The 26,506-nt window shown below is 60.9% G+C and carries 23 protein-coding genes; 13 read left to right on the top strand and 10 right to left on the bottom strand.

Translation table 11 applies throughout. The features are described from left to right. The first annotated feature begins 492 nt into the window (after nucleotides 1–492). On the top strand, nucleotides 493–1,272 hold the full coding sequence (locus ACP7A2_RS21565) for a TSUP family transporter (RefSeq protein ID WP_426135867.1): 780 nt from the start codon (nucleotides 493–495) through the stop codon (nucleotides 1,270–1,272). On the opposite strand, the gene nudC is transcribed toward ACP7A2_RS21565, so the two are convergent. After that, on the bottom strand, nucleotides 1,240–2,073 hold the full coding sequence (gene nudC / locus ACP7A2_RS21560) for an NAD(+) diphosphatase (RefSeq protein ID WP_426135866.1): 834 nt from the start codon (nucleotides 2,071–2,073) through the stop codon (nucleotides 1,240–1,242). The genes ACP7A2_RS21565 and nudC overlap by 33 nt on opposite strands. 5 nt (nucleotides 2,074–2,078) lie before the next feature. Next, complete coding sequence (locus tag ACP7A2_RS21555; RefSeq protein WP_426135865.1) at nucleotides 2,079–2,891, bottom strand: crotonase/enoyl-CoA hydratase family protein; 813 nt, start codon at nucleotides 2,889–2,891, stop codon at nucleotides 2,079–2,081. Nucleotides 2,892–3,084: 193 nt separating this feature from the next. Here ACP7A2_RS21555 and ACP7A2_RS21550 point away from each other — a divergent pair, with 193 nt between their 5' ends. Both ACP7A2_RS21550 and ACP7A2_RS21545 read left to right on the top strand, forming a co-directional pair. Then, nucleotides 3,085–4,374, top strand: a complete 1,290-nt coding sequence (locus tag ACP7A2_RS21550; RefSeq protein WP_426135864.1) for a chloride channel protein — start codon at nucleotides 3,085–3,087, stop codon at nucleotides 4,372–4,374. A gap of 40 nt (nucleotides 4,375–4,414) precedes the next feature. Continuing rightward, nucleotides 4,415–4,969, top strand: coding sequence for a UPF0149 family protein (locus ACP7A2_RS21545; RefSeq protein ID WP_426135863.1), 555 nt, complete (start codon nucleotides 4,415–4,417; stop codon nucleotides 4,967–4,969). Between the two features lie 7 nt (nucleotides 4,970–4,976). Here ACP7A2_RS21545 and ACP7A2_RS21540 read toward each other — a convergent pair whose 3' ends face one another. Continuing rightward, on the bottom strand, nucleotides 4,977–5,606 hold the full coding sequence (locus tag ACP7A2_RS21540) for a lytic polysaccharide monooxygenase auxiliary activity family 9 protein (protein WP_426135862.1): 630 nt from the start codon (nucleotides 5,604–5,606) through the stop codon (nucleotides 4,977–4,979). Nucleotides 5,607–5,933: 327 nt separating this feature from the next. Between ACP7A2_RS21540 and ACP7A2_RS21535 the strand changes: the two genes are divergently transcribed. Both ACP7A2_RS21535 and ACP7A2_RS21530 read left to right on the top strand, forming a co-directional pair. Further along, complete coding sequence (locus ACP7A2_RS21535) at nucleotides 5,934–7,190, top strand: 3-phosphoshikimate 1-carboxyvinyltransferase (protein ID WP_426135861.1); 1,257 nt, start codon at nucleotides 5,934–5,936, stop codon at nucleotides 7,188–7,190. A gap of 32 nt (nucleotides 7,191–7,222) precedes the next feature. After that, a complete protein-coding gene (locus ACP7A2_RS21530) occupies nucleotides 7,223–7,612 on the top strand; it encodes a hypothetical protein (RefSeq protein WP_426135860.1) in 390 nt (129 codons plus the stop codon). Here ACP7A2_RS21530 and ACP7A2_RS21525 read toward each other — a convergent pair. Continuing rightward, nucleotides 7,586–8,212: an NAD(P)H-dependent oxidoreductase gene (locus tag ACP7A2_RS21525; protein ID WP_426135859.1), complete on the bottom strand. Its 627-nt coding sequence runs from the start codon at nucleotides 8,210–8,212 to the stop codon at nucleotides 7,586–7,588. The genes ACP7A2_RS21530 and ACP7A2_RS21525 overlap by 27 nt on opposite strands. A 69-nt stretch (nucleotides 8,213–8,281) precedes the next feature. On the opposite strand from ACP7A2_RS21525, the gene ACP7A2_RS21520 reads away from it, so the two are divergent. Together ACP7A2_RS21520 and ACP7A2_RS21515 are read left to right on the top strand one after the other, a co-directional pair. Beyond that, nucleotides 8,282–8,884: a TetR/AcrR family transcriptional regulator gene (locus ACP7A2_RS21520; protein WP_426135858.1), complete on the top strand. Its 603-nt coding sequence runs from the start codon at nucleotides 8,282–8,284 to the stop codon at nucleotides 8,882–8,884. 109 nt (nucleotides 8,885–8,993) lie between these two features. Continuing rightward, nucleotides 8,994–9,371 carry a COG4315 family predicted lipoprotein gene (locus tag ACP7A2_RS21515; protein WP_426135857.1) on the top strand — a complete coding sequence of 126 codons (378 nt, stop codon included), beginning with the start codon at nucleotides 8,994–8,996 and terminating at the stop codon, nucleotides 9,369–9,371. Between the two features lie 49 nt (nucleotides 9,372–9,420). On the opposite strand, the gene ACP7A2_RS21510 is transcribed toward ACP7A2_RS21515, so the two are convergent. Next, the gene (locus tag ACP7A2_RS21510; RefSeq protein ID WP_426135856.1) at nucleotides 9,421–10,092 is read right to left on the bottom strand and encodes a GNAT family N-acetyltransferase; all 672 of its coding nucleotides are present in this window, start codon (nucleotides 10,090–10,092) and stop codon (nucleotides 9,421–9,423) included. A gap of 244 nt (nucleotides 10,093–10,336) precedes the next feature. Here ACP7A2_RS21510 and ACP7A2_RS21505 point away from each other — a divergent pair, with 244 nt between their 5' ends. Together ACP7A2_RS21505 and ACP7A2_RS21500 are read left to right on the top strand one after the other, a co-directional pair. After that, nucleotides 10,337–11,191: a CAP domain-containing protein gene (locus ACP7A2_RS21505; RefSeq protein ID WP_426135855.1), complete on the top strand. Its 855-nt coding sequence runs from the start codon at nucleotides 10,337–10,339 to the stop codon at nucleotides 11,189–11,191. 169 nt (nucleotides 11,192–11,360) lie between these two features. Continuing rightward, a complete protein-coding gene (locus ACP7A2_RS21500) occupies nucleotides 11,361–13,547 on the top strand; it encodes an ATP-binding protein (protein WP_426135854.1) in 2,187 nt (728 codons plus the stop codon). A 3-nt stretch (nucleotides 13,548–13,550) separates the two neighbouring features. Here the strand turns inward: ACP7A2_RS21500 and ACP7A2_RS21495 are convergent, their stop codons facing one another. The 4 genes from ACP7A2_RS21495 to ACP7A2_RS21480 all read right to left on the bottom strand — a co-directional run bounded on the left by ACP7A2_RS21495 (nucleotide 13,551) and on the right by ACP7A2_RS21480 (nucleotide 22,449). Continuing rightward, the gene (locus ACP7A2_RS21495) at nucleotides 13,551–14,717 is read right to left on the bottom strand and encodes a diguanylate cyclase (protein ID WP_426135853.1); all 1,167 of its coding nucleotides are present in this window, start codon (nucleotides 14,715–14,717) and stop codon (nucleotides 13,551–13,553) included. A gap of 51 nt (nucleotides 14,718–14,768) precedes the next feature. Next, nucleotides 14,769–17,006: a 1,4-alpha-glucan branching protein GlgB gene (gene glgB / locus ACP7A2_RS21490; RefSeq protein ID WP_426135852.1), complete on the bottom strand. Its 2,238-nt coding sequence runs from the start codon at nucleotides 17,004–17,006 to the stop codon at nucleotides 14,769–14,771. Then, nucleotides 17,003–20,350, bottom strand: a complete 3,348-nt coding sequence (treS, locus tag ACP7A2_RS21485) for a maltose alpha-D-glucosyltransferase (RefSeq protein WP_426135851.1) — start codon at nucleotides 20,348–20,350, stop codon at nucleotides 17,003–17,005. Before treS ends, glgB begins: the two co-directional genes overlap by 4 nt. Before the next feature lie 110 nt (nucleotides 20,351–20,460). Then, entirely contained in the window at nucleotides 20,461–22,449 is a 1,989-nt protein-coding gene (locus tag ACP7A2_RS21480; RefSeq protein WP_426135850.1) for an alpha-1,4-glucan--maltose-1-phosphate maltosyltransferase, read from the bottom strand. Nucleotides 22,450–22,653: 204 nt separating this feature from the next. On the opposite strand from ACP7A2_RS21480, the gene ACP7A2_RS21475 reads away from it, so the two are divergent. Together ACP7A2_RS21475 and ACP7A2_RS21470 are read left to right on the top strand one after the other, a co-directional pair. Further along, nucleotides 22,654–22,812 carry a hypothetical protein gene (locus ACP7A2_RS21475; protein ID WP_426135849.1) on the top strand — a complete coding sequence of 53 codons (159 nt, stop codon included), beginning with the start codon at nucleotides 22,654–22,656 and terminating at the stop codon, nucleotides 22,810–22,812. A 321-nt stretch (nucleotides 22,813–23,133) separates the two neighbouring features. Then, nucleotides 23,134–23,997 carry a hypothetical protein gene (locus ACP7A2_RS21470; protein WP_426135848.1) on the top strand — a complete coding sequence of 288 codons (864 nt, stop codon included), beginning with the start codon at nucleotides 23,134–23,136 and terminating at the stop codon, nucleotides 23,995–23,997. A 30-nt stretch (nucleotides 23,998–24,027) separates the two neighbouring features. Here the strand turns inward: ACP7A2_RS21470 and ACP7A2_RS21465 are convergent, their stop codons facing one another. Further along, entirely contained in the window at nucleotides 24,028–24,525 is a 498-nt protein-coding gene (locus ACP7A2_RS21465) for an MgtC/SapB family protein (protein ID WP_426135847.1), read from the bottom strand. A 121-nt stretch (nucleotides 24,526–24,646) separates the two neighbouring features. Here ACP7A2_RS21465 and ACP7A2_RS21460 point away from each other — a divergent pair, with 121 nt between their 5' ends. Together ACP7A2_RS21460 and ccoG are read left to right on the top strand one after the other, a co-directional pair. After that, entirely contained in the window at nucleotides 24,647–24,886 is a 240-nt protein-coding gene (locus ACP7A2_RS21460) for a DUF3203 family protein (RefSeq protein WP_426135846.1), read from the top strand. 183 nt (nucleotides 24,887–25,069) lie between these two features. Further along, nucleotides 25,070–26,479: a cytochrome c oxidase accessory protein CcoG gene (gene ccoG / locus ACP7A2_RS21455; RefSeq protein WP_426135845.1), complete on the top strand. Its 1,410-nt coding sequence runs from the start codon at nucleotides 25,070–25,072 to the stop codon at nucleotides 26,477–26,479. Nucleotides 26,480–26,506: the final 27 nt, after the last annotated feature.

Raw genomic sequence — 26,506 nt, 5'->3', positions numbered from 1 at the left:
TGGGCAGCATTTCATTCCTCACTGGTAAAAACCGGGGGGCGCGGGGTTGCGCGCGACGGGGGTGGGTCAGTTAATGGATTTGGTGGCTGATACACCGCATTCGCGAGCAAGCCCGCTCCCACAGTGGATCTCCATTTGGTCTGGAGAATCGCGATCTGCTCAAGAAAAAAACAGCGCCTTTGATTCAACCACTCAGGTCGGCTACTAGGCCGCCGCGCTTTAGATTTTGATCTTGCTTGTGATCTCAGGCACCCCGTTAACCACGATGGCCGCATGCCGAGCCACAGCGAGGCACCGAGTGGTGGGGCGAAGACCTTTTGCTTACTTTTGGCTGGGCCGGCTTCCGGTCTTTCCAAAAGTGACCCGCTGTAAGAGCGGAACCATAAGCCGCCATCACCGCAAAAATGGATATGTACCCCGCACCAGAGTTACCATTACGCCCTTCAGCGCCCCCCCCCCTTTAGCGCCCCCTGCCAATAATAAGCCACCCCCATGCCCTTCGAACTCAGCGTCGACCTCACCACCCTAGCCATCCTGGCCGTCGTGGCCTTCATCGCAGGCTTCATCGACGCCATCGCCGGCGGCGGCGGCCTGCTTACCACCCCGGCCCTGCTCACCGCCGGCATGCCGCCCCACCTGGTACTGGGCACCAACAAACTCAGCTCCACATTCGGCTCAGCCACCGCCAGCTTCACCTTCTACCGCCGCAAACTCTTCCACCCGCGCCAATGGGTGCACGCCATCGTCGGCACAGCCATCGGGGCCTTGGCCGGCGCCGTGGTCGCCCACTACCTCCCCGCCGAAACCCTGAACAAAATGCTCCCGGTCATCGTTTTTGCCTGCGGTCTCTACCTGCTGTTCGGCGGCACACCCAAAGCCCCCCTGGACGCCAACGCCCCTATCAAGAAAAAATGGCAATCCACCCAAGGCTTCAGCCTGGGCTTCTACGACGGTGTAGCCGGCCCCGGCACCGGTGCGTTCTGGACCGTCAGCACCCTGCTCCTGCACCCCATCGACCTGGTCAAAGCCAGCGGCGTGGCGCGCAGCATGAACTTCGTCAGCAACGCGGCAGCGCTGACGGTGTTCATCATCAATGGTTCAGTGGACTGGATCGTCGGCCTGGCGATGGGCGTCTCGGTGATGTGCGGCGCATTCTTTGGCGCACGCAGCGCAATCAGCGGCGGCGCCAAATTCATTCGGCCGGTGTTTATCACCGTGGTCCTCGGCCTGACGGTGCGCCTAGCCTGGCAGCACTGGTTCAGCGTGGCCTAAACGGCGGGCCAGGTAGAGGTCGATGAGGTAACGCGCAATCGAACGCGACGCCGGCAACGGCGGCAGCTCGCGGATATTGAACCACTGCGCATCTTCGATCTCGTCGGCCTGGGGCACGATGTCGCCACCGGCGTACTCTGCGTGGAAACCCAACATCATCGAGTGCGGGAACGGCCAGCACTGGCTGCCCATGTACTGAATGTTCTTGACCTCCACCTGCACCTCCTCACGCACCTCGCGGATCAGGCAGTCTTCAGCCGACTCACCCGGCTCGGCAAACCCTGCCAGGGTGCTGTAGACACCCGGCACAAAGCGCGGCGAACGCGCCAGCAGGATCTCGTCGCCACGGGTCACCAGCACGATCATGCTCGGCGATATGCGCGGGTAGCTGCGCAGGTCGCAGGCCTGGCAATGCATCGCCCGCTCGCGCGGCACCTGGACCATGGCCTGGCCACAACTGCCGCAAAACCGGTGTTCACGGGCCCAGGTGCCAATCTGCGCGGCGTAACCCAGCACTTTGTACAGGGTGTGATCGCCTTGCAGCATGAAGCCGCGCAGGCCCTGCCAGCTGCAACCGGGTAGCTCGGCGGATTCGTTCAGTTCCAGCAAGTACACCGGCTCACCGTCGAGATGGCCGATGCCGTGCTCGGCAAACACTGAAAGGTCCTGGCGTTTGAGCCATTCCCTGGGGAACAGCGGGCCGTTGGCATCATGCAAAAAGCCTTCGCGGCTGCGGGCCACGGCCCAGCCGCCTGGGGCGTCATTGTCCAGCAGCGTTGTGGTAATCCAGCCTGGGGTCATGTCGGTCAATCCACGAATTCGGGTTTCTGTTTACTCATATGGGCCGCGATGGCGACGCGCAGGTCGTTGGATTGCAACATAGCCGAGTTCCAGGTGGCAACGTATTCCAGACCATCCTTGACCGTGTGATCACGCATGTAGCTGATCATCGCCTTGGTGCCGGTCACGGCAATCGGCGATTTGGCGGCGATTTCATGGGCGATTTCCATCACGCCGGCCAGCAGGCTTTCCTGATCGGCATACACACGATTGACCAGCCCGATGCTGCGCGCTTCTTCGGCGCCGAACTGGCGACCGGTGTAGGCCAGCTCGCGCAGCATGCCGTCGCCGATAATGCGCGGCAGGCGTTGCAGGGTGCCGACGTCGGCGGCCATGCCAATGTCGATTTCCTTGATCGAGAACTGCGCGTCTTCAGCCGCATAGCGCATGTCGCAGGCACTGATCAGGTCGATCGCGCCGCCAATGCAGTAGCCCTGAATCGCTGCCAGTACCGGTTTGCGGCAGTTGTCGACGGCATTGAACGAGGCTTGCAGGTCGAGGATCTTGCGCCGCAACAGGCGTGCGTTGCGGCCCACGTCCTTGCCAAGATCATTGGCCACCGAGGCCAGCATCATCAGGTCGATACCCGACGAGAAATGCTTGCCGGCGCCGCTCAGCACCACGGCACGCACGGCGTCGGTGTCTTCGACCCACTGGAAGATGTCGATGATCTCGGTCCAGAACGCGGCGTTCATGGCGTTGATCTTTTCCGGGCGGTTGATCTGCACATGGGCAACGTTGCCGGTGAGTTCGACGACGAATGCTTGGTATTCGGACATGGCAGTGATCCCTGACTGGCGAGTGATAAGGCCCGAACTATAACAAGGCTGCGTGACGGCGCGTCGGCCAAAAACGGGACTGGCAAAGGTAATGAAATGTTGTGCGCGCAAGGTTCATGCAGCACCGATACATTTCACGCCAGGCGCGTCATTTATCGGCTATACAATCAGGGCCATTGCCCTGGAGCCGACTATGCCGTCCACGTTTCGTTCTTCATTGATTCTGGCCCTGGTGGTCGTGCTGACCGGCATCGGCGCCGGGTTGGGCGGGATGCTGCTGGCGTTATTGCTGCACGGTATACAACACCTCGCTTACGGCTACAGCCAGGGCAGCCTGATCAGCCACGAAACCTTCCTGCTGGGCGTGACCGCAGCGCCGCCCGAACGTCGCGTGTTGGTGCTGGTAGTGTGCGGTCTGGTCGCCGGGCTGGGCTGGTGGACGATTTACCGCTACGGCCGCCCGCTGGTGAGCGTCAAGCAGGCGGTGTCCGAAAAAATGCCAGTCATGCCGCCCAAAACCACCCTCGCCCATGCGGTGCTGCAAATCATCACCGTGGCCCTCGGCTCACCGCTGGGCCGTGAAGTGGCGCCACGGGAAGTCGGTGCGCTGGTGGGCAGCTGGCTGTCGCAACGGGCCCGCTTGAGCCCGCAGATGCACCGCCTGATCATCGCCGGTGGCGCCGGTGCCGGCCTGGCGGCGGTGTATAACGTGCCATTGGGCGGTGCGGTGTTTGTGCTGGAAGTGCTGGTAGGCGCCTTCAGTTGGCCGGCGGCAGTCATTGCGCTGGCCACCTCGGCGATTGGCGCATCGATCGCGTGGATCGGGCTGGGGGCGGAATCCCAATACGTGGTGCCGCACTTTGTACTCAGCCCGGCGCTGATCGCCTGGGCGGTGGTGTGTGGGCCGGTGTTCGGGCTGGCCGCGTACGGTTTTACCCGTCTCACGGGCACGGCAAGGGCGAATGCCGCGCGCGGTTGGCGCCTGCCGGTGTTGTCGTTGATCAACTTCACGATCATCGGCGGGCTGGCCATGCTGTTGCCGCAGATCCTCGGCAACGGCAAAGGCCCGGCGCAACTGGGTTTCGACAGCGAATTGAGCATCAGCCTGGCCGCTTTGCTGCTGGTGGTGAAAGTGCTGATCACCGCGAGCACCCTGCGCGCGGGGGCCGAAGGTGGCCTGCTGACGCCTGGGTTGGCGAATGGTGCGTTGCTGGCGATCATCCTTGGCGGCGCCTGGAGCCTGGTGTGGCCGGGCGTGCCGCTGGGGGCGTTTGCGATCATCGGCGCGGCGGCTTTTCTGGCGTCCAGCATGAGCATGCCGCTGACGGCAATTGTGCTGGTGGCTGAATTCACCCGTATCGACCATGACTTTCTGGTGCCGATCATCCTGGCGGTGGTGGGTTCGATGTGCGTGAGCAAGCTGTGCCAGCGCCTGGAAACTACTGGAAAAAAAGCAGCCCAGGCGCCATCCTCTGCGCTTTAAGCCGCCCCTCAGCGGCGCTCTACGTTTGAAGGATATGCCCATGCACGCCCAACCCCTCGCCCCCGCCGATTTCGAATTCCTCGAAGACACCCTGCTCAAATACGGCGACGACCATTCGGTACTGAACCTGGCTGAACTTGACGGCTACTTCACCGCGCTGGTCTCAAGCCCGGCTCAGGTAGACGTGGGCGAGTGGTTCCCGGCGATTTGGGATGGGCAGAACCCGAATTGGGAAAACGTCGAAGAGGCTCAGCGCTTTTTGGAACTGTGCGTGCGCCACAGCAATACATTGGCCGAGCAACTGGCCACCGATGCGCAGAGCTTCAAGGCCCGCTTCGATGACACCGAGCATCAAGGCCAACGCGTGACGCTCGCCGAAGAATGGTGCTTTGGCTATATCCGTGGCGCGGCGATCGGCAAGTGGCCAGCGCTGCCGACTGAACTGGCTGCGCAATGGGAGAAAATCTCCTGGTGCGCCGAGCAGGACAACTTTGAACTGCCGGCAGACCTGGATGTAAACGCCCATCAACAGCGGGTCAGCGAAATCGAACCGGCTGCGCGGGCGCTACATGATTACTGGTTGAGCGTGCGCTGAGCCGGGCTTATTTGAAGTCCAGGTCAAACGCCTGATAGAACGCGTTGCCGGTATTGGCCACGATCCACATCAGCACAACCACGTGCCGTCCCTTCTTGCCCTTAGGCAGCGTCACCTGGTGCTCGACTTTGGCCTTCATTGCCTCGGCGTGGCTGTAATACGGCACCTGGGTGTAGAAGTCCTCGAAGAACGGCTTCGCCTCAAGCTGCGCGCGGCTGATGCGCTGTTTGGGGTCCCAGCCATCCTTGGTGATCAACCAGCGGTAGCCGCGAGTGACGTGGGCGGCGGTGTAGTCCCACTGCACTTTGAAGACCTGGCCGGCTTCGACATTCAGCAGTGGCCAGGTAAACGGTGTGTTGAGCTTTTGGCTCATTTCCTCGTCGGTGAAGTTCACGCAATCGCGGTCGTCGGTTTTACCGCCGCTCAAGATGTGACCATCGCCCGGCGGCGTGACGCTTTGATCATCGGTCTGATACGGCGCGGGGAATGGCCCGCCGGTAAGTGCCGGGAAGTTCTTGCCCCCCTCCATTTCATTGACTTGCCAGTTGCCCAGCAGGCCGCGCTCTACCGCGACCGCGCCACGGCTGGAGGGAGTTACGACACGGCCGTGTCGAAGTTGGGTTTGAGGTTTGTTCATTTCAGTCACTCCTTGATTGAAAGTCGCCCCGTCGTGGGGCAGGTCTGAACTTACCCCATCACCTCGGTATGTCCAGCTGGCCTCTTCGCAGGCAATGTCAGCATTACACCCTCCTTCGTTGAGCGCGGGCCCTTGTCCTGCATCCGGTTGATCGCTCCTCTTACCTTGCCAGGGGATAACCACCTACAGGCAGTGTCAGGGGCCGGGCGGCAGTAAACCCTTCGCCCATGGCAATCCCACTCGACAAGCACCGCGTCTATGCCCGATTATTCGGGTCCGCCCGTCGGCCACTCCGTGCCACCTTGCCTTGATCAGGAGCCTTGTACCTTGAGTTCGCAGAAAACCGTGACCGTGACACCGCCAGACTTCCCCCTGAACGGCAAGGTTGCGCCCCCCGGCTCCAAATCCATCACCAACCGCGCCCTGCTGCTGGCGGCCCTGGCCAAGGGCACCAGCCGGTTGAGTGGCGCGCTGAAAAGCGATGACACCCGCCACATGTCGGTGGCCCTGCGCCAGATGGGCGTGACCGTTGACGAGCCGGACGACACCACCTTTGTCGTCACCGGTACCGGCAAGCTGCAATTGCCCGCGCAGCCGCTGTTCCTCGGCAATGCCGGCACCGCCATGCGCTTTCTCACCGCCGCAGTGGCAACGGTGCAAGGCACCGTGGTGCTGACCGGCGACGACTACATGCAAAAACGCCCGATTGGCCCGCTGCTGGCCACCCTCGGCCAGAACGGTATTCAAGTCGACAGCCCGACCGGCTGCCCGCCCGTCACCGTGCACGGCGTTGGCAAGGTGCAGGCCAAGCGTTTTGAAATTGATGGCGGCTTGTCCAGCCAGTACGTGTCGGCCCTGCTGATGCTTGCGGCGTGCGGCGAAGCCCCGATTGAAGTGGCGCTGACCGGCAAGGACATCGGCGCCCGTGGCTACGTGGACCTGACCCTGGACTGCATGCGTGCCTTCGGCGCGCAGGTCGACGCGCTCGACGACACCACCTGGCGCGTGGCCGCCACCGGCTACACCGCCCACGACTACCTGATCGAACCCGACGCCTCTGCCGCCACCTACTTGTGGGCCGCTGAAGTGCTGACCGGCGGGCGCATCGACATCGGCGTGGCCGCACAGGCGTTCACCCAGCCAGACGCCAAGGCCCAGGCCGTGATTGCGCAGTTCCCGAACATGCAGGCCACGGTGATCGGCTCTCAAATGCAGGACGCCATTCCGACACTGGCCGTGCTCGCCGCCTTTAACAACACCCCTGTGCGTTTCACTGAACTGGCCAACCTGCGCGTCAAGGAATGTGATCGCGTGCAGGCGCTGCATGACGGCCTCAACGAAATCCGCCCGGGCCTGGCGACCATCGAAGGCGACGACCTGCTCGTGGCCAGCGACCCGGCGCTGGCCGGCACCGCGTGCAATGCGCTGATCGACACCCACGCCGACCATCGCATCGCCATGTGCTTTGCCCTGGCCGGGCTGAAGGTGTCGGGTATCCGCATTCAGGACCCGGACTGCGTAGCCAAGACCTACCCGGACTACTGGAAGGCCCTGGGCAGTCTTGGGGTTGCGCTGACCTACTGACGCATCAGCGCCGTGATGGGGAGGGAAAGCACATGACACTTCGCCAACCCTGCCCACCCGGCGTTTGCGTTTGCGACCGCGAACAGCTACTTGAAGCGCCCGGCGCTGATTTACGCATTCTCCAGCTGACACGTCAGCAGGAAAAGATCCTGCTCGAGCGCCTCGAAGACCTCAAAAGCCTGCAAGACCTGGAACACATGCAACAGCGCATGTATGAGCAATTGGGCATCCGCGTGCACATCGCACCGGGCCACGCCGAAGTCAAAAGTATGCGCGGCATTCAAATCGTCATCGACGCGCAGCCGGGCATGTGCCGCAAGACCCGGCAATCCATCCCGGCGGCGATTCGTCGGGGCCTGGAGAAACGCCCGGAAATTGCCTACCGCTTGCTCGACTCACACGACCTGTTCGGCCAAGGCTGAATCAACCGCAAACGCTTCCTTGTGAAACATCCCCTGCCCCAAGGCATTCGCTGTGTGCAAATGCGCCTGCGCGCTGCCGCTTTCCGATTCCAGTAACAGCTCGGACGTCACCACTTGCGCCCCGCAGTAATCAAAAATCCCATAGTCGATTTGCGTGCGCATTGCCTTGGCGTAACCGTGGCGGTCAAACGCGCTTTCGTCCGCCGCCCCCAGCGCCAGCAGGTGCACTTGCAAGTGCCGCAGTTTTTTCACCACCGGCATCTCCGGGCCGTAATCAATCGCCCATCCGTTGATGAACACGCGGTCGATCCAGCCTTTGAGCAGGCCGGGCATCGACCACCAGTAGATCGGAAATGCCAACACCAACGCATCGGCGCGGTCGATGCGCGCTTGTTCGGCGAGCACATCGGCAGGCGGCGTGGCGCGTTCACGGTGCACACGGTGGTCGGCGGCTGAGTAGCGCGGGTCAAAACCTTCAGCGGCGAGGTCGGCGATTTCGAAGGTGTGGCCGGATGCAGTCAAGCCAGCGGCAACGTGCGCGGCCAGGCTGTGGGTGAGGGATTGCGGGTCGTGATGAGCAACAACGATCAGAGCATGCATGACTTTGACTTCCTTTCGGTTTACGCTGGGCTTAAGTTACCTTTGGTAAGTTACTTTTGGTATATAAGCATGTCAAGCGTTAAATCCCCTGCCCCACGTCGTCGTTTATCCCGCGAGGGTCGCTTGCGTCAGTTGCTCGACGTAGCTTGGCAACTGGTGCGTGAAGAAGGCACCGACGCCCTGACCCTGGGGCGCCTGGCTGAACTGGCTGGCGTGACGAAGCCGGTGGTCTACGACCATTTCGTCACCCGCGCAGGCTTGCTGGCCGCGCTGTATGAAGATTTTGACGGGCGTCAGAATCAAGTGTTTACCGAGGCTATCGAAGCCAGCGGCGCAACGCTGGAGGACCGGGCCTGGGTGATCGCCTCGTCCTACGTCGATTGCGTCTTGCTTCAGGGCCGGGAAATTCCAGGGGTGATCGCAGCCCTGAGCAGCTCACCGGAGCTGGAAACCCTCAAGCGCCGCTACGAGGCGGTCTTCCGCGACAAGTGCCGCGATGCCCTGTCGCCCTTCGCCCCGGGTGGCAGCGTGTCTCAGGCGGGATTACGCGCCATGCTCGGCGCCGCTGAAGCCTTGTCCCACGCGGCAGCCAACGGCGAGGTCAGCCGTGAGGAGGCGCAGCAGGAGCTGTTGGCGACCATCCTGGCGATGGTCAATCGCGGGCGGGCTTGAAAGAATTTTTATCACCAAACGAATAAAGACACGCGGTGGGTGTTTACCTGAGTACACCTTGTGACTCTCGCACAAGGCACTCAACACCCGGAAAACCCAGGAGTTCGTCATGCTGAAAAACCTCTCTCTCGCGGCCGCCGTCCTGCTTGCCTGCGCCTCGTCCATGGCCTTCGCCGCCCCTGCCAAGGTCGCCGACAGCGCCAAGGGCAAAGTGCTGGTCGACAGCCAAGGGATGACGCTCTACACCTTTGCCAAAGACAGCGCGGGCAAGTCGGTTTGCAGCGGCCAGTGCCTGGCCAACTGGCCGGCGTTCAGCGCGTCAGCCACTGCTAAAGATGCCGACGGTTACACCGTGATCAGCCGTGACGATGGCAGCAAGCAGTGGGCCTACAAGGGCCAGGCGCTGTACACCTGGGTCAAGGACAGCAAGCCGGGCGACATCACCGGTGACGGCGTTGGCGGCAACTGGAACCTGGCCAGGCCGTAAGCACTGACCGCCCACAAAAAAACCTCCCTGGCGGGAGGTTTTTTCGCATTCAGCGCCTACGTTCGCTCAGGAACAGCTGAACCTTGCGCGCCAACTGATCGAGATGCCGATCGCGCTGTTTCTCTGCATCGACCATCGCGCGCTTGCCGTGTCTTGACAGCAGGTACGTATGAATCTGCCGCACTTCCAACGAGCTGTAGATAGCCGCCACTTCCAGCACGCCCATCAGCCCGTCGGTGGCGTAATCACGCGTGTTCATCAACACCTGCGTGCCTCGCGCGCCGCGCACTTGAAAGCCCATGGCTTCGAACGCCGGCACCTTCTCGACCGCACACGCCAACTCGGCATGGGGATAGCGCGCCAACACGTCCTGCACCATCGCGCGCGCCACGCCCTGGCGTCGGCGCGTAGCCTGCACGGCCATGAAGGCGATACCGCAGGCTTGCGGGTCGTCCTTTACCGGCAGGTACAGGCAAAAACCAATCAGCTGTTCCTCGTCCATCGCCACCACCAATTCTACGGCGATGCCTTTGGCGCCGTTCAGCGCCTCCAGGTACAGGTGCACCTCAAAGCCGATGGCATATTGATAAATGTTGTACAGCAGGTTGCTCGGCGGCAACGCGACGCTGCTGATGTCGGTGAGGTTGTCCACCACCATCTGCAGGATCTGGGCATTGATGGGCTCGGGGCACGGTGTGGTGTAACGGGTAAGGGCGAACATGCAGATTCCTGGGGTTTTGCGTCAAGGCAGCGGCGATTGTACCTGTTACAGCCGATTCTTTGGCCGCCCGCCTCGCGTGCGCTGTGGCGAATGGCCTGCACGCGACTTTTGCCGCCGCCGGGCCCGCAATAGGGCCGCGCGGGGTGCGCAGAACACCCGTTGAGGCAAAAAAACAAAAAAGGCGTTGCGCCAGACCGGGTTACATCGCGCATCATGGGCACTTTCAAGCTCAAGGGTAACGTCCATGCGCGTGCTGTCATTGATGATGGGTCTTACGACGCTGGCCGCCAGTCTGGCGTTCTGCGCCAGCGCGATGGCGAACGAAGAAAGTCAGTTGGTGCAACAGATCAATCAATACCGCAGCCAGGTACAGCGCTGCGGTGACCAGGGTTCCCAGGAGCTTCCGCCGCTGGCCAACGATACGCGGCTGGTGCTGCCGGCGACCAACGTCGGCGACTTGCAGCAGGCCTTGGCGCGGGCGGCGTACCCGATGGTCAACGTGCAGGCCATCAGCCTGTCCGGCCCCAAGGACGCGCAGTCGGCGATGAAAGCCGTGCGCGAAAGTTTCTGCCGCGTGGTACTCGACCCGCAATTCGTGGATATCGGCGTGAGCAACAGCGGCCAGGACTGGCGCATCGTGCTCGCCCGCCCGCTGCTCAGCAGCGGCCTGGGTGACTGGCAGACCGAAGGCAAGCAACTGCTGAACCTGATCAACGCGGCGCGTCAACAGCCGCGCCAATGTGGCACCCAGGCGTTCGCGGCGACCACGCCGTTATCGTGGAACGACGACCTCGCCGGTGCCGCCAACAGCCACACGCGCAACATGGCCAACGGCAACTTCTTCGACCACCTCGACCACGACGGCCGAACGCCCGGTGACCGCGCGGAACTGGCTGGCTACAGTGCGAAGAACGTCGGCGAAAACATCGCCGCCGGCCTCGACACCCCGCGCAAAGTTGTAGACGGCTGGCTTGCCAGCCCCGGCCATTGCGCCAACCTGATGAACCCGCAATTTCGCGAATTGGGCGCCGCCTATGCGATGGACCCGAAGAGTGATGCGGGCATCTACTGGACCGGCCTGTTCGCCACACAGCAGTAAGTGTGCAGCCGCCCGAACAAGGCGGCATTTACCCGTGCAAATGGAAGAAGCATCAAATTGCCATCTCATCGATAATCACTCTGAACTGGCAGCGGTCAATCCGGTCTGTCTCTTGTTAGCCTGAGCTTTCAAGCACTCGACAGACCGTGGTAGACAAGGTGTTCGCGTAATGATGAATTGGCTGCAAAGCAGCAGCGACATGGCCGAGCAGGTTCGCCTGCATGATTGGGCCAGTACGCCTCTGGGACCATTGGAACAATGGTCCGACGTGCTCAAGACCACTGTCGCTCTGTGCTTTGCCTCAAGCTTTCCCCAGTCGATTATCTGGGGCCCCTCGCTGGCGATGCTTTACAACGACGCGATGATCCCGATCCTGGGCGACAAGCCCTACGCCCTGGGCCGCCCGTTCAGCGAGGTGTGGCATGAAGTCTGGGAAGAAGTCAGCCCCATCGCCAACGCAGCCTTTGAAGGGCATGCAACGTATGTCGAGAACTACCCACTGGTGATCGAACGCGGCGCGGGCCCCGAGCAGGCCTATTTCACCTTTTGCTACAGCCCGATCCGCGACTCCCTGGGCAAAGTCGTCGGCATGCTCAACACTGTTACTGAAACCACGACCACCGTATTCCTGGCGCGCCGCCTGAATGTGCTGGACGCAATCGGCAGCGCCGTGTGCAACGCCATCGACGCCGAAGCCATCATGACCACCACCACGCGCCTGCTCGCCGAGCACCTGCGGGTGTCCAATTGCGCCTATGCCGACATGGACGCCGATGAAGACGGCTTTACCATTCGCGGCAATTGGGCAGCGCCCGGCTCACCGAGCCTCGTCGGGCACTACAGCCTTGCGTCATTTGGCGCGCGGGCCTTGCGGCAATTGCGCGCTGGGGAAGCGTTGGTAGTGCGCGACAACCGCGTCGAGTTCACCCCGCAAGAATCCGCCAGCTACCAGGCACTGGGCGTCACGGCCACCGTGTGCTTCCCGATGATCAAGGACGGCCGCCTCACCGCGTTGATGGCCGTACACGACAAAGCTGCGCGGGCCTGGTCGCCCTATGATCTGGCCCTGGTCGGCGAAGTCACTGAACGCTGCTGGGCGCATATTGAACGCGTGCGCGCCGACGCCGCCGTGCGCGAGGGTCTGGCCGCCATTACCGAACTCAACTCCACCCTGGAACAGCGCGTGGAAGACCGCACCACTGCGCTGACTCAGGCCGAAGCCGCGCTGCACCAGTCGCAGAAGCTTGAAGCCATCGGCCAATTGACCGGCGGCGTGGCACACGACTTCAACAATCTGCTGACGATCATTCGCTCATCGATGGATTTTTTGCGCCAGCCGGGGCTCTCCGAGGAACGCCGTCAGCGCTACATGGGCGTTGTCAGCGAGACTGTCGAGCGCGCCAGCAAGCTCACCAGTCAGTTGCTCGCCTTTGCCCGCCGTCAGCCGCTGAACCCGGAAGTCTTCGACGTGTGCCTGCGGGTGCGCAATATCGGCGAAATGCTTGAAAGCGTGACCGGTGCGCGTATTCAGGTGGCAGTGGATTTGCCTGCGCAACCTTGTTACGTGCGCGTCGATTCCAGCCAGTTTGAAACGGCCTTGATCAACATGGCACTCAATGCCCGCGATGCCATGGAAGGTCAAGGCACATTGACCCTGCGCGTTGCGGCAGTGGCGGCCTTGCCACGTATCCGCGGGGACGCAGGAGCGCGCCAGCCGTTTGTGACGATTGTGCTGAGCGACACCGGCACCGGGATCGCCAGCGACACCGCCGAGCGCATTTTCGAGCCGTTCTTCACCACCAAGGCTGTGGGCAAAGGCACCGGCCTGGGCCTGTCACAGGTGTACGGGTTTGCCAAACAGTCCGGCGGCAACGTCGACGTGGCGAGCACCCTTGGGTTGGGCACGCAATTCACCCTTTACCTCCCCGCAGCAGAGCCACCGGCTGCACCGCTCGCGCCTGCTCCCCAGGACGACGGCCCAGCCTTTGACGCCGCGCTGCGCCATATCCTGATCGTGGAAGACAACCTGGAAGTGGGCCGCTTCGCCACTCAGATATTGCAGGACTTGGGCTACCAGACGACGTGGGCCACCAATGCCGAAAACGCATTGGCACTGGCCGGCCCCGACGTTTCAAGCTTCGACGCGATCTTTTCGGATGTGGTAATGCCCGGCATGACCGGCGTGGCGATGGCCAAGCTGTTGCGTCAGCGCCGCGCGGATTTGCCGGTGGTGCTCACGTCGGGCTACAGCGAAGAGCTGGCCGACAATGGCTACGACGGTTTCGAGTTTTTGCCCAAGCCTTACTCCGCCGATCAAGTGGCACGGGTATTGGCCAAGTCGATGCGAGAAGGCTGAGCCCTATTCCGCCACCGCCACCTGGTTGCGGCCCAAGGCTTTGGCGCGATACAGCGCCTTGTCGGCGGTGTTCATCAGGCTGTGCAGGTCCTGATCGAGGCCACGGATGGAGGCGACACCGAGGCTGGCAGTCAGCCCGTGCACCGGCTCTGCAACCAAACCGGCAATCGCCTTGACCAGTTGCTCTGCGATGCCCCGCGCGGTTTCCAGGGACGTATTGGGCAACAACACCGCGAATTCCTCGCCGCCGAGTCGGCCATACAGGTCCGACTGGCGAAACGACGCGCTGATGACCCCGCCAATCTGGCGCAGCACCTGATCGCCGGCCTGGTGGCCGTAGGTGTCATTGATGTTTTTGAAGTGATCCATGTCCATCATCAGTGCGCACAGCGGCTGCTGATTGTCGCGGCATTGCGCGTACAACAGTTGGGCATGTTCGAAAAACGCGCGACGGTTCATCAACCCGGTGAGTTCATCGGTCTGTGCGGCGCGCGTGGAAATATTGTGGGCACGTTCCATTTGCCGGGTCAGGCGAAAGGCTTTTTCCAGGGCGTCGGAGAATTTGCGCGTGGCACTCACCACAAACGTGGAGAACACCAGCACCGCCACCGCTACGCCGACTTGCATCGGCGCGGGCTGAAACAGCAGCCAGAATGTGCACGGCAATAACACCAGGCCCATCGAGCCCAGGGTCATGTAGCGATAAGCCGAATAACAGGAAACCGCGCTGACCGACATGCCCACGGTAAACAGCATGACCAGCACTTGGGACACGCGATCGTCAGGCGGCATGACGGCCAACGCGCCAGCCCCCCACACGCCCGCCGACAGCATCAACGTCACCCAGTAGCGACGCTCCCAGCGATCAGGCGTGCGTTCATCGTTCGGGCAGCGGAACCATTGCATGAACATCTGGACGCGCAACAAGGATGTCACCGCCAATACCGACAGCCACACCAGCATGACCGTGTGATCGAAGCGATCCCAGCACAGCCAGCACAGCATGACTGCGCCCAGGTAACTGCCGAAAATGGCGGCGAACGATTGACGAAACAACTGGTGCAAACGGTCTGTTCGCACCTGTTCTTCGATAAAGCCATCCTGGTCCTGCGCACGCCCGAGGCCGTTCATGAAATCCGCCCGCTCCCACTGCCACGACAAAGGCGCCATTGTGGCACCCTGCCAGCAGCGCGGACAACAGAATCCGCCGAGGTAGAGCCGTTAAAGCGTTTCCGGCCGTAGAATCAACACACCCAACGGTGGCAGATTCAGTGACAGCGACACCGGCTGCCCATGGCGCGGTTCATCGGCGGTGAACACCTCGCCACCATTGCCGTAGTTGGAACCGGCATACGTATCGGCATCACTGTTGATCACCTCGCTCCAGCGCCCGGCGAACGGCACACCGACCGAATAGGCTTCACGCGGGACGGGAGTGAAGTTAGCCACCACCAGCACCGGCTTGCCGTCCTTGCTCCAGCGCAACCAAGCGTAAACGCTGTTGATCGCATCGTCGCCAATCAACCACTGGAAACCTTGCGGTGCGTCATCCTGCTCATGCAGCGCAGGCTCCTCGCGGTACAGGCGGTTCAGGTCACCGACCAGCTTCTGCACGCCCCGGTGTTCGGGGTATTGCAGCAAGTACCAGTCCAGTTGCTGGTCGTGGTTCCACTCGCGCCATTGGCCGAACTCGCAGCCCATGAACAGCAGCTTCTTGCCCGGGTGCATCCACATAAAGCTCAGGTACGCGCGCAGGTTGGCAAACTTCTGCCAGCGGTCGCCGGGCATCTTGTCGATCAGCGAGTGTTTACCGTGCACCACTTCATCGTGGGAAATCGGCAGGATGAAACGCTCGGACCAGGCGTACACCAAACCGAAGCTGAGCTCGTTGTGGTGATGAGCGCGGTACACCGGGTCTTGCTGGATGTAATGCAGGGAATCGTGCATCCAGCCCATGTTCCACTTGTAGTTGAAACCCAGGCCGCCCTGTTGGGTCGGCTGGCTCACACCCGGCCACGCCGTGGATTCTTCGGCAATCACCAACGCACCCGGTGCTTCCAGGGCGACCACGTCGTTCAAGTGACGCAGAAAATCGATGGCTTCCAGGTTCTCGCGGCCGCCATGGCGATTGGGTACCCACTCGCCCGCCTTGCGCGAATAATCGCGATACAGCATCGACGCCACCGCATCTACACGCAGGCCATCAATGTGGAAATGCTTGAGCCAGTGCAACGCCGACGCCAGCATGAAACCGTGTACTTCAGTGCGGCCCAGGTTGTAGATCAGCGTGTCCCAGTCCTGGTGGAAACCTTCCAGCGGGTTGGCGTATTCGTACAGCGCGGTGCCGTCAAATTGCGCCAGGCCGTGGGTATCAGTCGGGAAATGCGCCGGTACCCAGTCGAGGATCACGCCGATGTTGGCCTGATGCAGGGCATTGATGAAGAAGCCGAAATCTTCCGGCGAACCAAACCGCGCCGTCGGTGCGAACTGTGACAGTGCCTGGTAACCCCAGGAGCCGCCAAAGGGGTGTTCCATGATCGGCATCAGCTCGACATGGGTAAAACCCAGTTCCTGCACATAGGGAATCAGACGCTCGGCCAGTTCACGCCAACCGTATTGGCGAGCGACTTCGCCGGCCTCGTCCAGCTCGCACTGCCAGGAGCCCACATGCAGCTCATAGATCGACAGCGGCGCGTTATAGCCTTGCCGCTCCTGGCGCGACGCCATCCATTCGTGGTCCTGCCAGTCCACCCGCAACGGCGCGGCAACCTTTGAAGCAGTATCCGGCGGCAGTTGAGTGGCGAGCGCCATCGGGTCGGCCTTGAGGGGCAGAATGCCGTTGGCGCCCAGAATTTCGTACTTGTAAGCGGCGCCCGGTTGCAGGCGCGGGATGAAGATCTCCCACACGCCCGACGGGTGACGCAGACGCATCGGATGACGGCGACCGTCCCAGATGTTGAAGTCACCCACCACCGACACGCGCCGGGCGTTCGGCGCCCACACGGCAAAACGCACACCGTCTACGCCGTCGACGCTGGTGACTTGCGCCCCCAGGCAACTGCTGAGGTCACGGTGGTTGCCTTCGGCAAACAGGTACAGGTCCATCTCGCCCAACAACAACTGATTGAAGCTGTACGGGTCTTCGGTGATCTGCTCGCCACCGGCCCACTGAATTTTCAGCAGGTATTCCTGGCGCGTAGAGAAGTGACCGACGAACAAGCCCGGCACCTGACTGGCGTCGAGGCTGCCGATCTGTTCCCCGCTGTCGCGCGCCAGTACCTGGACGCTCAAGGCCTCCGGCAGGAAGGCGCGGATAAATTGGCCGCCGTGTTCATCATCGTGCGGCCCAAGGATCGAGAATGGGTCGTGGTGCTCGGCGCGGACCAATGCTTCGACGTCTTTCGGCGCCGGCATTGCAGTCAACTTCGCGTGCAGCGGTTCTTTATTTGTAAAGCTCATGACGTCTCCCCACCGCGTGCAGTTTTCGATATAGGTATGAGCCCGCTGAGCAGGCCGTGCAAACCTTGCAACGGCACCGGCAACCAGGTCGGGCGATTTTCCGCTTCGTAAGCCACTTCGTACGCGGCCTTCTCCAGACTGAACAACGTCAGCGCTGCGTCCTGGCCTTTGGCGTCCTGCCAGTCATGCGCCAGTGTAGACGTAGCCTGATGATAAGCCTCGATAAACGCCTTACGCGCTTCGTTCAAATAACGGTCGGTCACACGCTGGCGGGCGGTGTCCGCTTCGGGCGAGTGATCCACACCTTGTACATTCAGGGCCATGGCAGCTGCGTAATCAAACGAGCGCAGCACGCCGCTTACATCCTTATACGGGCTGTGCTTGCCGCGCCGCTCGTGCAATGGGCGCGCCGGTTCACCTTCAAAGTCGATCAAGAACGCATCGCCTTTCACCACCAGCACCTGTCCGAGGTGCAGGTCGCCGTGGACACGAATTCGCAACCCGCCCGCCGTGGCTTTCGCCAGGGCCTGAACATGGCTGCTGATGTCTTTTTTGCGTGCCAGTAACTCACTGACCAACGCCTGATCGGCGGGGTTCAACTGGGCTTGATGAAGTTTGAGTAATTGCAGGGCACGCTCGATCTGGGCGCCTACATCCTTGGCCCAGGCTTGGGTGTCTTTGACCGTTGTAGCTTCGGGTTTGAAGTCTTTGTTGGTGGTTTTTGCCGCCAGCACCACGTGCATTTCACCCAGGCGCTGGCCGAGCAAGCCGGCAAAATCTTCCAGCTCACCGAGGGCGTTGTAGTGCTGCTCCTGTTCGGACATGGCCTCGGCCAGTTCATCACGAATCGCTCGTTCCAGGCTATTTTGCGTCCAGGCCCAGGCATCGCCCTGGTTGCTCAGGTAACCCTGGGCAATCATCAGCAAGTTGTCCTGCCCTTCCCCGTCGCGGCGAATCATCGAGCCCATCAGCGGCGAGATATTCGGGTAACCGGCGGCGGTCAGGTAGGCACTCATTTCCAGCTCCGGGTGAACCCCGCTGCTGACTTTGCGGATCAGTTTGAGCACCAGACTCTCGCCCACCACCACCGAGCTGTTGGACTGCTCGGCAGACAAGTAGCGCACCTGCGATTCGTCGCTCAGTTGCAGGTTGGCCAAATGCGGCGTGGCTTCAAAATGCAGGTCGCCGTCACTGGAATTCAATACCGTGCCGGCCTGCAGGCCCTGGATCACCGCGCGAATAAAATGCTCAAGGCTAAATGCATCGGTCACCAGGCCAACCTGACGCGTACGGCGCACGCGGGCCAGCGCCAGTTGTTGCGGCAAGGCGCTGGTGGATTGGTCGTCGCCCAAAAAGCCGAACGGCAACTGATAACGGCTGACCTGGCCACCGCTGGTGACCTCGATTTCGCTGAGCAACACCGGGTGCTCGGCGTCGCCGAACCTCACGCCATAAACAATGCGCACATTTTCAATGGCCGCGTCCTTGCCGGCAAACCAGCGCCGCTTGGGCAGCCAAACGGGCAGCGAGGTTTGCTCCAGCGTGGTGCGGCCAGGTTCTTCGAGTAATTCTTCCATGCGTTTTTTCAATACCAAGGTGGTGAAGTCCGGAATGCTCTGCGCGGGTTCCACATGCCAGCTCGGCATCTGGTTTTCCGCTGCCAGCACGAACCAATAAAAGCCATACGGCGCCAGGGTCAGCAGAAAATTCAGCTGGCCAATCGGTGGGAAAGCATTCCCGCCAAGCATCTCCACCGGCACCATCCCGGCAAACGCCGACAGGTCCAGCTCAGCCGCCTGGGCGCTGCGCGACACGTTGGCGACGCACAGAATAATTTCAGTGCGGCCATCTTCGCCGGTGTACTCGCGGGTATACGCCAGGATGCGACGGTTACTCGGCGAGAGCATTTTCAGGCTGCCACGACCAAATGCCTTGGACTGCTTGCGCACCGCCAACATGCGCCGGGTCCAGTTCAGCAACGAGTGCGGGTCCTGGGTTTGGGTTTCGACGTTGACCGACTGGTAGCCGTACAGCGGGTCCATGATCGGCGGCAGTACCAGGCTTGCCGGGTCGGCGCGGGAAAAGCCGCCATTGCGGTCGATTGACCATTGCATCGGCGTGCGTACGCCGTCGCGGTCGCCCAGATAAATGTTGTCGCCCATGCCGATTTCATCGCCGTAATACAGGGTCGGCGTGCCGGGCATCGACAACAGCAGGCTGTTGAGCAACTCCACACGGCGTCGATCTCGCTCGATCAATGGCGCCAGACGGCGTCGAATGCCCAGGTTGATCCGCGCGCGGCGGTCAGCGGCGTAGTAGTTCCACAGGTAGTCGCGCTCTTTGTCAGTGACCATTTCCAGGGTCAGTTCATCGTGGTTGCGCAGGAAAATGGCCCATTGGCAATTGGCCGGAATTTCCGGGGTCTGGCGCAAAATATCAGTGATCGGGAAGCGATCTTCCTGGGCCAGCGCCATGTACATGCGCGGCATCAGCGGGAAGTGAAAGGCCATATGGCACTCGTCGCCGTCATCGCCTTTCTTGTCACCGAAGTACAGCTGCGTGTCTTCCGGCCATTGGTTGGCTTCGGCCAGCAGCATGCGGTCGGGGTAATGCGCGTCGATTTCGGCGCGAATTTGCTTGAGTACGTCGTGGGTTTCAGGAAGGTTTTCGTTGTTGGTGCCGTCGCGCTCGATCAGGTACGGGATCGCGTCCAGACGCAAGCCATCGATGCCCATGTCCAGCCAATAGCGCATCACCGACAGCACGGCCTTCATGACCTGCGGGTTGTCGAAGTTGAGGTCCGGTTGGTGGGCGTAAAAACGGTGCCAGAAGTACTGGCCGGCGACCGGATCCCAGGTCCAGTTGGACTTTTCCGTGTCGAGGAAAATGATGCGGGTGCCGTCGTATTTCTGGTCGTCGTCGGACCACACGTAGAAATCCCGTGCCGCCGAGCCTGGCTTGGCTTTGCGCGCGCGCTGAAACCACGGGTGCTGGTCGGAGGTGTGGTTGATGACCAATTCGGTGATCACTCGCAGCCCGCGACTGTGGGCTTCGGCGATAAAGCGTTTGGCGTCGGCCATGGTCCCGTAGTCGCTGTGCACGCCGCGGTATTCGGCGATGTCGTAACCGTCATCACGGCGGGGCGACGGGTAGAACGGCAACAGCCAGATGGTGTTCACGCCCAGGTCGGCGATGTAATCGAGCTTGGCGATCAAGCCAGGAAAGTCGCCGATACCGTCGTTATTTGAGTCGAAATAGGATTTGACGTGGACTTGATAGATCACCGCATCCTTGTACCAGAGCGGGTCTTTGATGAAGGTTGCAGCGTTGGGTTTCTTCGCCATTGGAAACTCCTGAAAATTCTGGAAAACCGCCTGGATGAACGCGGTCAATGTGGGAGCTGGCGTGCCAGCTCCCACAGAAGGGCTTCATCGCGACGCAGACCCTGCCTGACTCAGGAAACAGTGATTCGCCAGATGCCGAATGGAGTGTGCGGTTCAAGGCGCATCCACTGGGTTTTGCCGTACCAGGTCCAGCGGTGACCGTTCATCAAGTCTTCGCCTTGTACCTGCGCATCGTCGGGCAGGCCCAATTCCCACAGCGGCAACTCGAAGCTGGCTTCCTGGGCATTGAAGGGGTCGAGGTTGACGGCCACCAGAATGAAGTTGCTGCCATCCTCGGTGCGCTTGCCGAAGTACAGGATGTTGTCATTCCAGGCGTTGTAGAGCTTCAAACCCAAGTGGGTCTGCAGCGCCGGGTTCTGCCGACGGATGCGGTTGAGCTGGGCGATCTCGGCAATGATGTTGCCGGGCGCGGTGAAGTCTCTGACGCGGACCTCGTACTTCTCCGAATCGAGGTATTCCTCTTTGCCCGGTACCGGCGCGGCCTCGCACAGTTCAAAGCCCGAATACATGCCCCACAGGCCCGAGCCCATGGTCGCCAGCGCGGCACGGATCAAGAAGCCCGGGCGGCCTGACTCATGCAGGAATGGCGGGTTGATGTCTGGCGTGTTGACGAAGAAGTTCGGCCGGAAACACTCACGCCACGGCGACTCATTCAACTGCGTGAGGTATTCGCTCAGCTCGGCCTTGGTGTTGCGCCAGGTGAAATAGGTGTAGCTCTGGGAATAACCGACTTTGCCCAGGCGCGCCATCATTGCCGGCGTGGTGAACGCTTCCGCGAGAAAGATCACCTCGGGATATTTAAAGCGTACATCGCTGATCAGCCATTGCCAGAACGGCAGCGGTTTGGTGTGAGGGTTATCCACGCGAAAAGTCTTCACGCCCTCTTCTACCCAACCCACCACAACGTCGCGCAGCTCAGTCCACAGGCTCGGGATGGCATCGGCGGCGTAAAAGTCGACGTTGACGATGTCCTGGTATTTCTTGGGCGGGTTTTCGGCATATTTGATCGTGCCGTCCGGGCGCCAGTTGAACCAGCCCGGGTGCTGCTTGAGCCACGGGTGGTCCTGGGAGCACTGGATAGCGAAATCCAGAGCGATTTCCAGGCCGTGGTCGGCAGCCGCCTTGACCAGACGCCGGAAGTCATCGCGGCTACCCAGTTGCGGGTGAATGGCCTCGTGACCGCCCTCCTCGCTACCAATCGCATACGGGCTGCCAACATCATCCGGGCCTGCGGTCAGGGAGTTGTTCTTGCCTTTGCGATGGCTGCGCCCAATCGGATGGATGGGCGGGAAGTACAGCACGTCGAATCCCATGTCGTGGATCATCGACAGGCGCGAGTGCACATCATTGAATGTGCCGTGACGCGCTGGATCGTCGGTGATCGAGCGGGGAAACAGCTCATACCAGCTGGCAAACTGCGCAGCTTCGCGTTCCACGTCAATCGGGTAGACCGTGCTGATGCTCAAATAGGCGCGGTGGTCGGCCTGAGTCATCAGGTGTGCACTGTCTTCGTGCAAAAACAACGCAACTTGCTCGGTTTCCAGCAGGCCAGACAGTTCGTGGTGCAGCAGCATCAAGCGGTCGCGCAGCTCATTGTCGCTGCGCTCGGCGGCCTGCAGCACCAGGCTGCGCCCTTCCTGCAATTCCAGGCTGACGGGTACGCCGGCTTCATGTTTTTTGCGCAATTCATAGCCGAAGCTGGCGAACGTATCGATCCAGGCTTCAATGCAATACTCATGAGGCCCCTGGGTGGTGACGGTAAACGCGCCTTCCCAGCCATTGTTGCCCACATCGGCCATCACCACGCTGTGCCAGCTTTCTTCGGCGAGCGCGCGCCAGCGAATCAGCACGGCGAGTTTGTCATGGCCGTCTGCGAATACTGTGCTGGTGACGTTTACTTGCTGGCCCACAACCGCTTTAACGGCAAATTCGCCGCCGTCGATCACGGGTTGGGTGCCCTCAATAGCGATCCTCGGCAGCAACAGCGCCTGGGACAGCGGCAATACGGAGTTCTCTGGAGCCAGTGTTTCAGCAATCATCGAGCATCTTCCCCTTACGCCCTGTGGACGCTCTTTGCTTGATCCGAATTCTGATGCGGCAGCGCTCTCCCTGAGCAGGGCCGTCATAGGTCCGAGCCTGCCCTCGGGTTAAAAGTTCAGGTGGATGTGCCGCCATCCGGCGGGGAATCATTTGCGCCCGGCGGATGTCCACCGATAGAGCAAAGCACAAAGGAGGCCACACCGATGAATATCCCGATCCCGGCTGAAACCCCAGACCCCAATATCGACAGCCCGACCCTGCCGCCGACAGAGCCGCAGCCGATTCCCGAGAAAGAACCGCCTGGCAGTACCCCGCCACCCGTGGAAGAACCGCCGACGACCATGCCACCGGTGATTGTCTAAACGACGGGGCAGATGTGTATTTGCCCGCGCTGCGCGACAGTGCGGGCAAACCTTGCAGAAACGTCCTACGGGCAACAGAGATAGCACTGAAATCTATCTCCCGATCGACTGTCGGAGAATCAACTCGCGTGGGCCAAAGCCGAGCAACTGACATGGCGTGGTCCTCTTTCAATCACAATGCGAGTGCCCATCATGTCGATATCACCCATGCCGCACCAACCGTCCATTCCACTGACGCCGACCCCTTCCCCGACAAGCCCTCACACTCCGTCGCAGGTCAAGCGGCATGAGCATGAGTCACACCACCATCACGATAAGCCCTTGGACACCGACAAAACCCCGGAAAAGTCCACTGCGCCACCCTCGGCCGATGCCCTCGCCAAGATGAATCAACTGGGCCGCCTGCTAAACCGCGACAACCTCATTCAAATGATGCGCGCGCCCTACTCTGCAGAGACCCAGCAAAGCCTGAAGGCGTTGCGCCAATTGGTGACTAAGGAGACGATCAACACGCTGACTCGTGATCCAAAAGAGCGGGCAAATTTGAGGGCCAAACTGGGTGAATTGTTCAGCGAGAAAAACATACACCTTTTGCAACGCGAGGCGTCTGCGTTGCCCATTGCGGAGTTGACTCCGCAAAGGATCGCTCAGCGTACTGCCGACGCCGATCCAGAAAAGAGCTATGAGGCTACCCAAAAAATCCAATCAGAATTGGATGATGAAAAACTCAACACGCGTAATCGCAAGCGTCAGTGCCAACCCCTCTGCGAAAAACTGATCGCAATTGGCCAGTCCCTGGGCACACAAGCGCCAGACGCAACGCCTGGCTCCAAGCCTGAAGCCAACGTTACACCGCACCACAACAGCACAGTTCACCATCATCACAACCATGCCCAAGTGCCATCAGACACGCCTCTCTCACCAGAAGCCCTGACGACGATGCGCGACCTCGCCGACATTTTGAGTCGGGACAGCCTGATCCGGATGATGCATGAGCCTCACACCACGTATAACGCACAGCGACGTAAAAGGCTTGATGAGCTGTTAAGTGAGGATTCACTCAACAGCCTGAGCTCCGATCTTAAAGAGGTGCAAAAACTCAGGGCACTCATAGATCTGATATTAAGCGTGGAAAACCTCAAGATCCTGCTGCATGAGGCCGCCATGAACGATGCAGTGACCTGAGTCACAGCACTCTCACCACCCGAGACGCAGTCACTCATCCTTCTCCAGGCGCTTGACGATCATTGGCATTACGCTGAAAACCGCCAGCGCCAGCAACGTACTGAGCACTGCCGTCGATTCACGGCCCATTCCCGTCGCCACACCAATGGCGGCGGTCATCCACAAGCCGGCGGCCGTGGTCAGGCCTTTGACGTGCTGGTCTTCTTCGTCTGCCCGGCCTTTGATAATGGCCCCGGCGCAGAGGAACCCAACCCCTGCAATAACGCCCTGCAACACGCGGCTCATGGCATCTGCCTGACTGCCGGACATCTGCGGCACCAACACAAACAATGCGGCGCCCATTGCCACCAGCATATGCGTGCGCACGCCAGCGGCCTTTCCTTTCTGTTCTCGTTCAAAGCCCAAAATACCGCCCAGGATTGCTGCAATCAGCAAGCGAACGGTGATTTGTGTGAGCTGCCTTGCATCGCCGATGTCGGCAAACTCGGTTTGCAGGGTTTGCCAGACTTCATGTAACCAGGCGTCCATGGAGAACATCCTTTGTCAGTGTGAGTAAGGAATGGACAGTGGCGACCGCCAGTCAGTTGCCGGGAACCGCCATAACGGCGCGGTTCCCTAATGTTCATCAGCCTGTAAAAAGGGGATCACCATGCCAATACGTATAGAAGGCCAGACGTGCTATTTCAAAGTCACCGATGCGGGTCAAGAGCGCAGCCTGGTGGCGGCGCAGGTAACGATCAGCACCGACAGTGAAAAATCCATGTCCTTCGTTGAGGTGAACGGCGAGCGCATCTACATCACTGAAGCCGAGGCCGACGCCTTGACCGTCGCTGGCGCTGAAGACGGGCGTATACATTTGAAGGCAACCGACAGCGGTTCAGTCATCTGATTGAACTGTATCAAAGCCTTCCAATAACGGCTGCACCTCATGCCTCTCGGGGTGCAGCTAATTGCCGCAGGCGGGACCGCCGCGCCATCTGATCCGCTTTTTATCGCTTTAGCTGAGTCTGTTATGCAATCAGCGTGACGCCCATAGTGCCTCGGCCTGATGGAGGCTGATGAGCGAACGACCATGAGCGAAAGAATCCCCACCGTGGAAACCTTTGAGCCCATACACCCGCAGAAGGTGAAGGCCAAATCCAGCGACACCCTGATCCATACGCGCAGCTTTACCGGCTTGTTTCGCACCCTGCGAATGTGCGGCGCGGGCGTTCTGTTCCTGGCGTTTTTCGGCACCGCATGGTTGAACCTGGGCGGGCGCCAGGCGGTGTTGTGGGACTTGGCCGAGAGCAAATTCCACATCTTCGGGGCCACCTTCTGGCCGCAGGATTTCATCCTGCTGTCGGCGCTGTTGATCATCTGCGCGTTCGGCCTGTTCGCAATCACGGTGTTTGCCGGCCGCGTGTGGTGCGGCTATACCTGCCCGCAAAGCTCGTTTACCTGGCTGTTCATGTGGTGCGAAAAGGTCACCGAAGGCGAACGCAACCAGCGCATCAAACTGGCAGCGGCGCCCTGGAGCCTGAACAAACTGGCGCGGCGCTCGGCCAAACACACGCTATGGCTGGGCATCAGCGTGCTCACCGGGCTGACTTTCGTTGGCTACTTCACACCCATCCGCCCTCTGGCGATTGAACTGCTGACTGGGCAAATGGGCGGCGTGAGCCTGTTCTGGGTATTGTTTTTCACCGGCGCCACCTACCTCAATGCCGGCTGGCTGCGCGAAGCGGTGTGCATGCACATGTGCCCGTATGCGCGGTTCCAGAGCGTAATGTTCGACAAAGACACCCTGACCATCACCTACGACGTGGCGCGTGGCGAAACGCGTGGCCCGCGTAAACGTGAGATTAAGCCTGCGCAGGCTGGCCTGGGCGACTGCATCGACTGCCAACTGTGCGTTCAGGTATGCCCCACCGGCATCGACATCCGCGACGGCCTGCAAATGGAATGCATCGGCTGCGCAGCCTGCATCGACGCCTGCGACTCGATCATGGACAAAATGGGCTATGCACCTGGCTTGGTGAGATACGCGTCCGAGCATGAACTGCAAGGTGGCAAAACCAGGCTGCTAAGGCCACGGTTGATCGGCTACAGTGCCGTGCTGCTGGTGATGATTGCGGCGCTGGTGGTGGCGCTGGTCGAGCGGCCCATGGTGTCACTGGACGTGACCAAGGACCGTGGCTTGTTCCGTGAGAACAGCCAGGGCTTGATCGAGAACATCTACAGCTTGAAAGTCATCAACAAGACCCAGCAGCGCCAGAGCTACCGGCTGGCGCTGGTCGACGCCGAGGGCTTCCAGTTGCAAGGCAAGACCGAAATCAGCCTGGCACCTGGGGAAATCAGCGATGTGCCGGTGTCGGTCGCGTTGCTGGCTGACACCCCGGCAAGCAGCTCGCAGACGCTGCGGTTCAAGGTGTCCGATGTGGACGAGCCGTGGGTCTACAGCGCTGCGGACAGCCGCTTTGTGGCGCCGATGAACCGCTGAATGCTTCAGACACATTTTGCCCCGCGT

The organism is Pseudomonas sp. PWP3-1b2, assembly GCF_049896045.1.
Taxonomy (GTDB): Bacteria; Pseudomonadota; Gammaproteobacteria; order Pseudomonadales; family Pseudomonadaceae; genus Aquipseudomonas; species Aquipseudomonas antarctica_B.
This window is presented reverse-complemented; position numbering and strand designations above follow the sequence as displayed.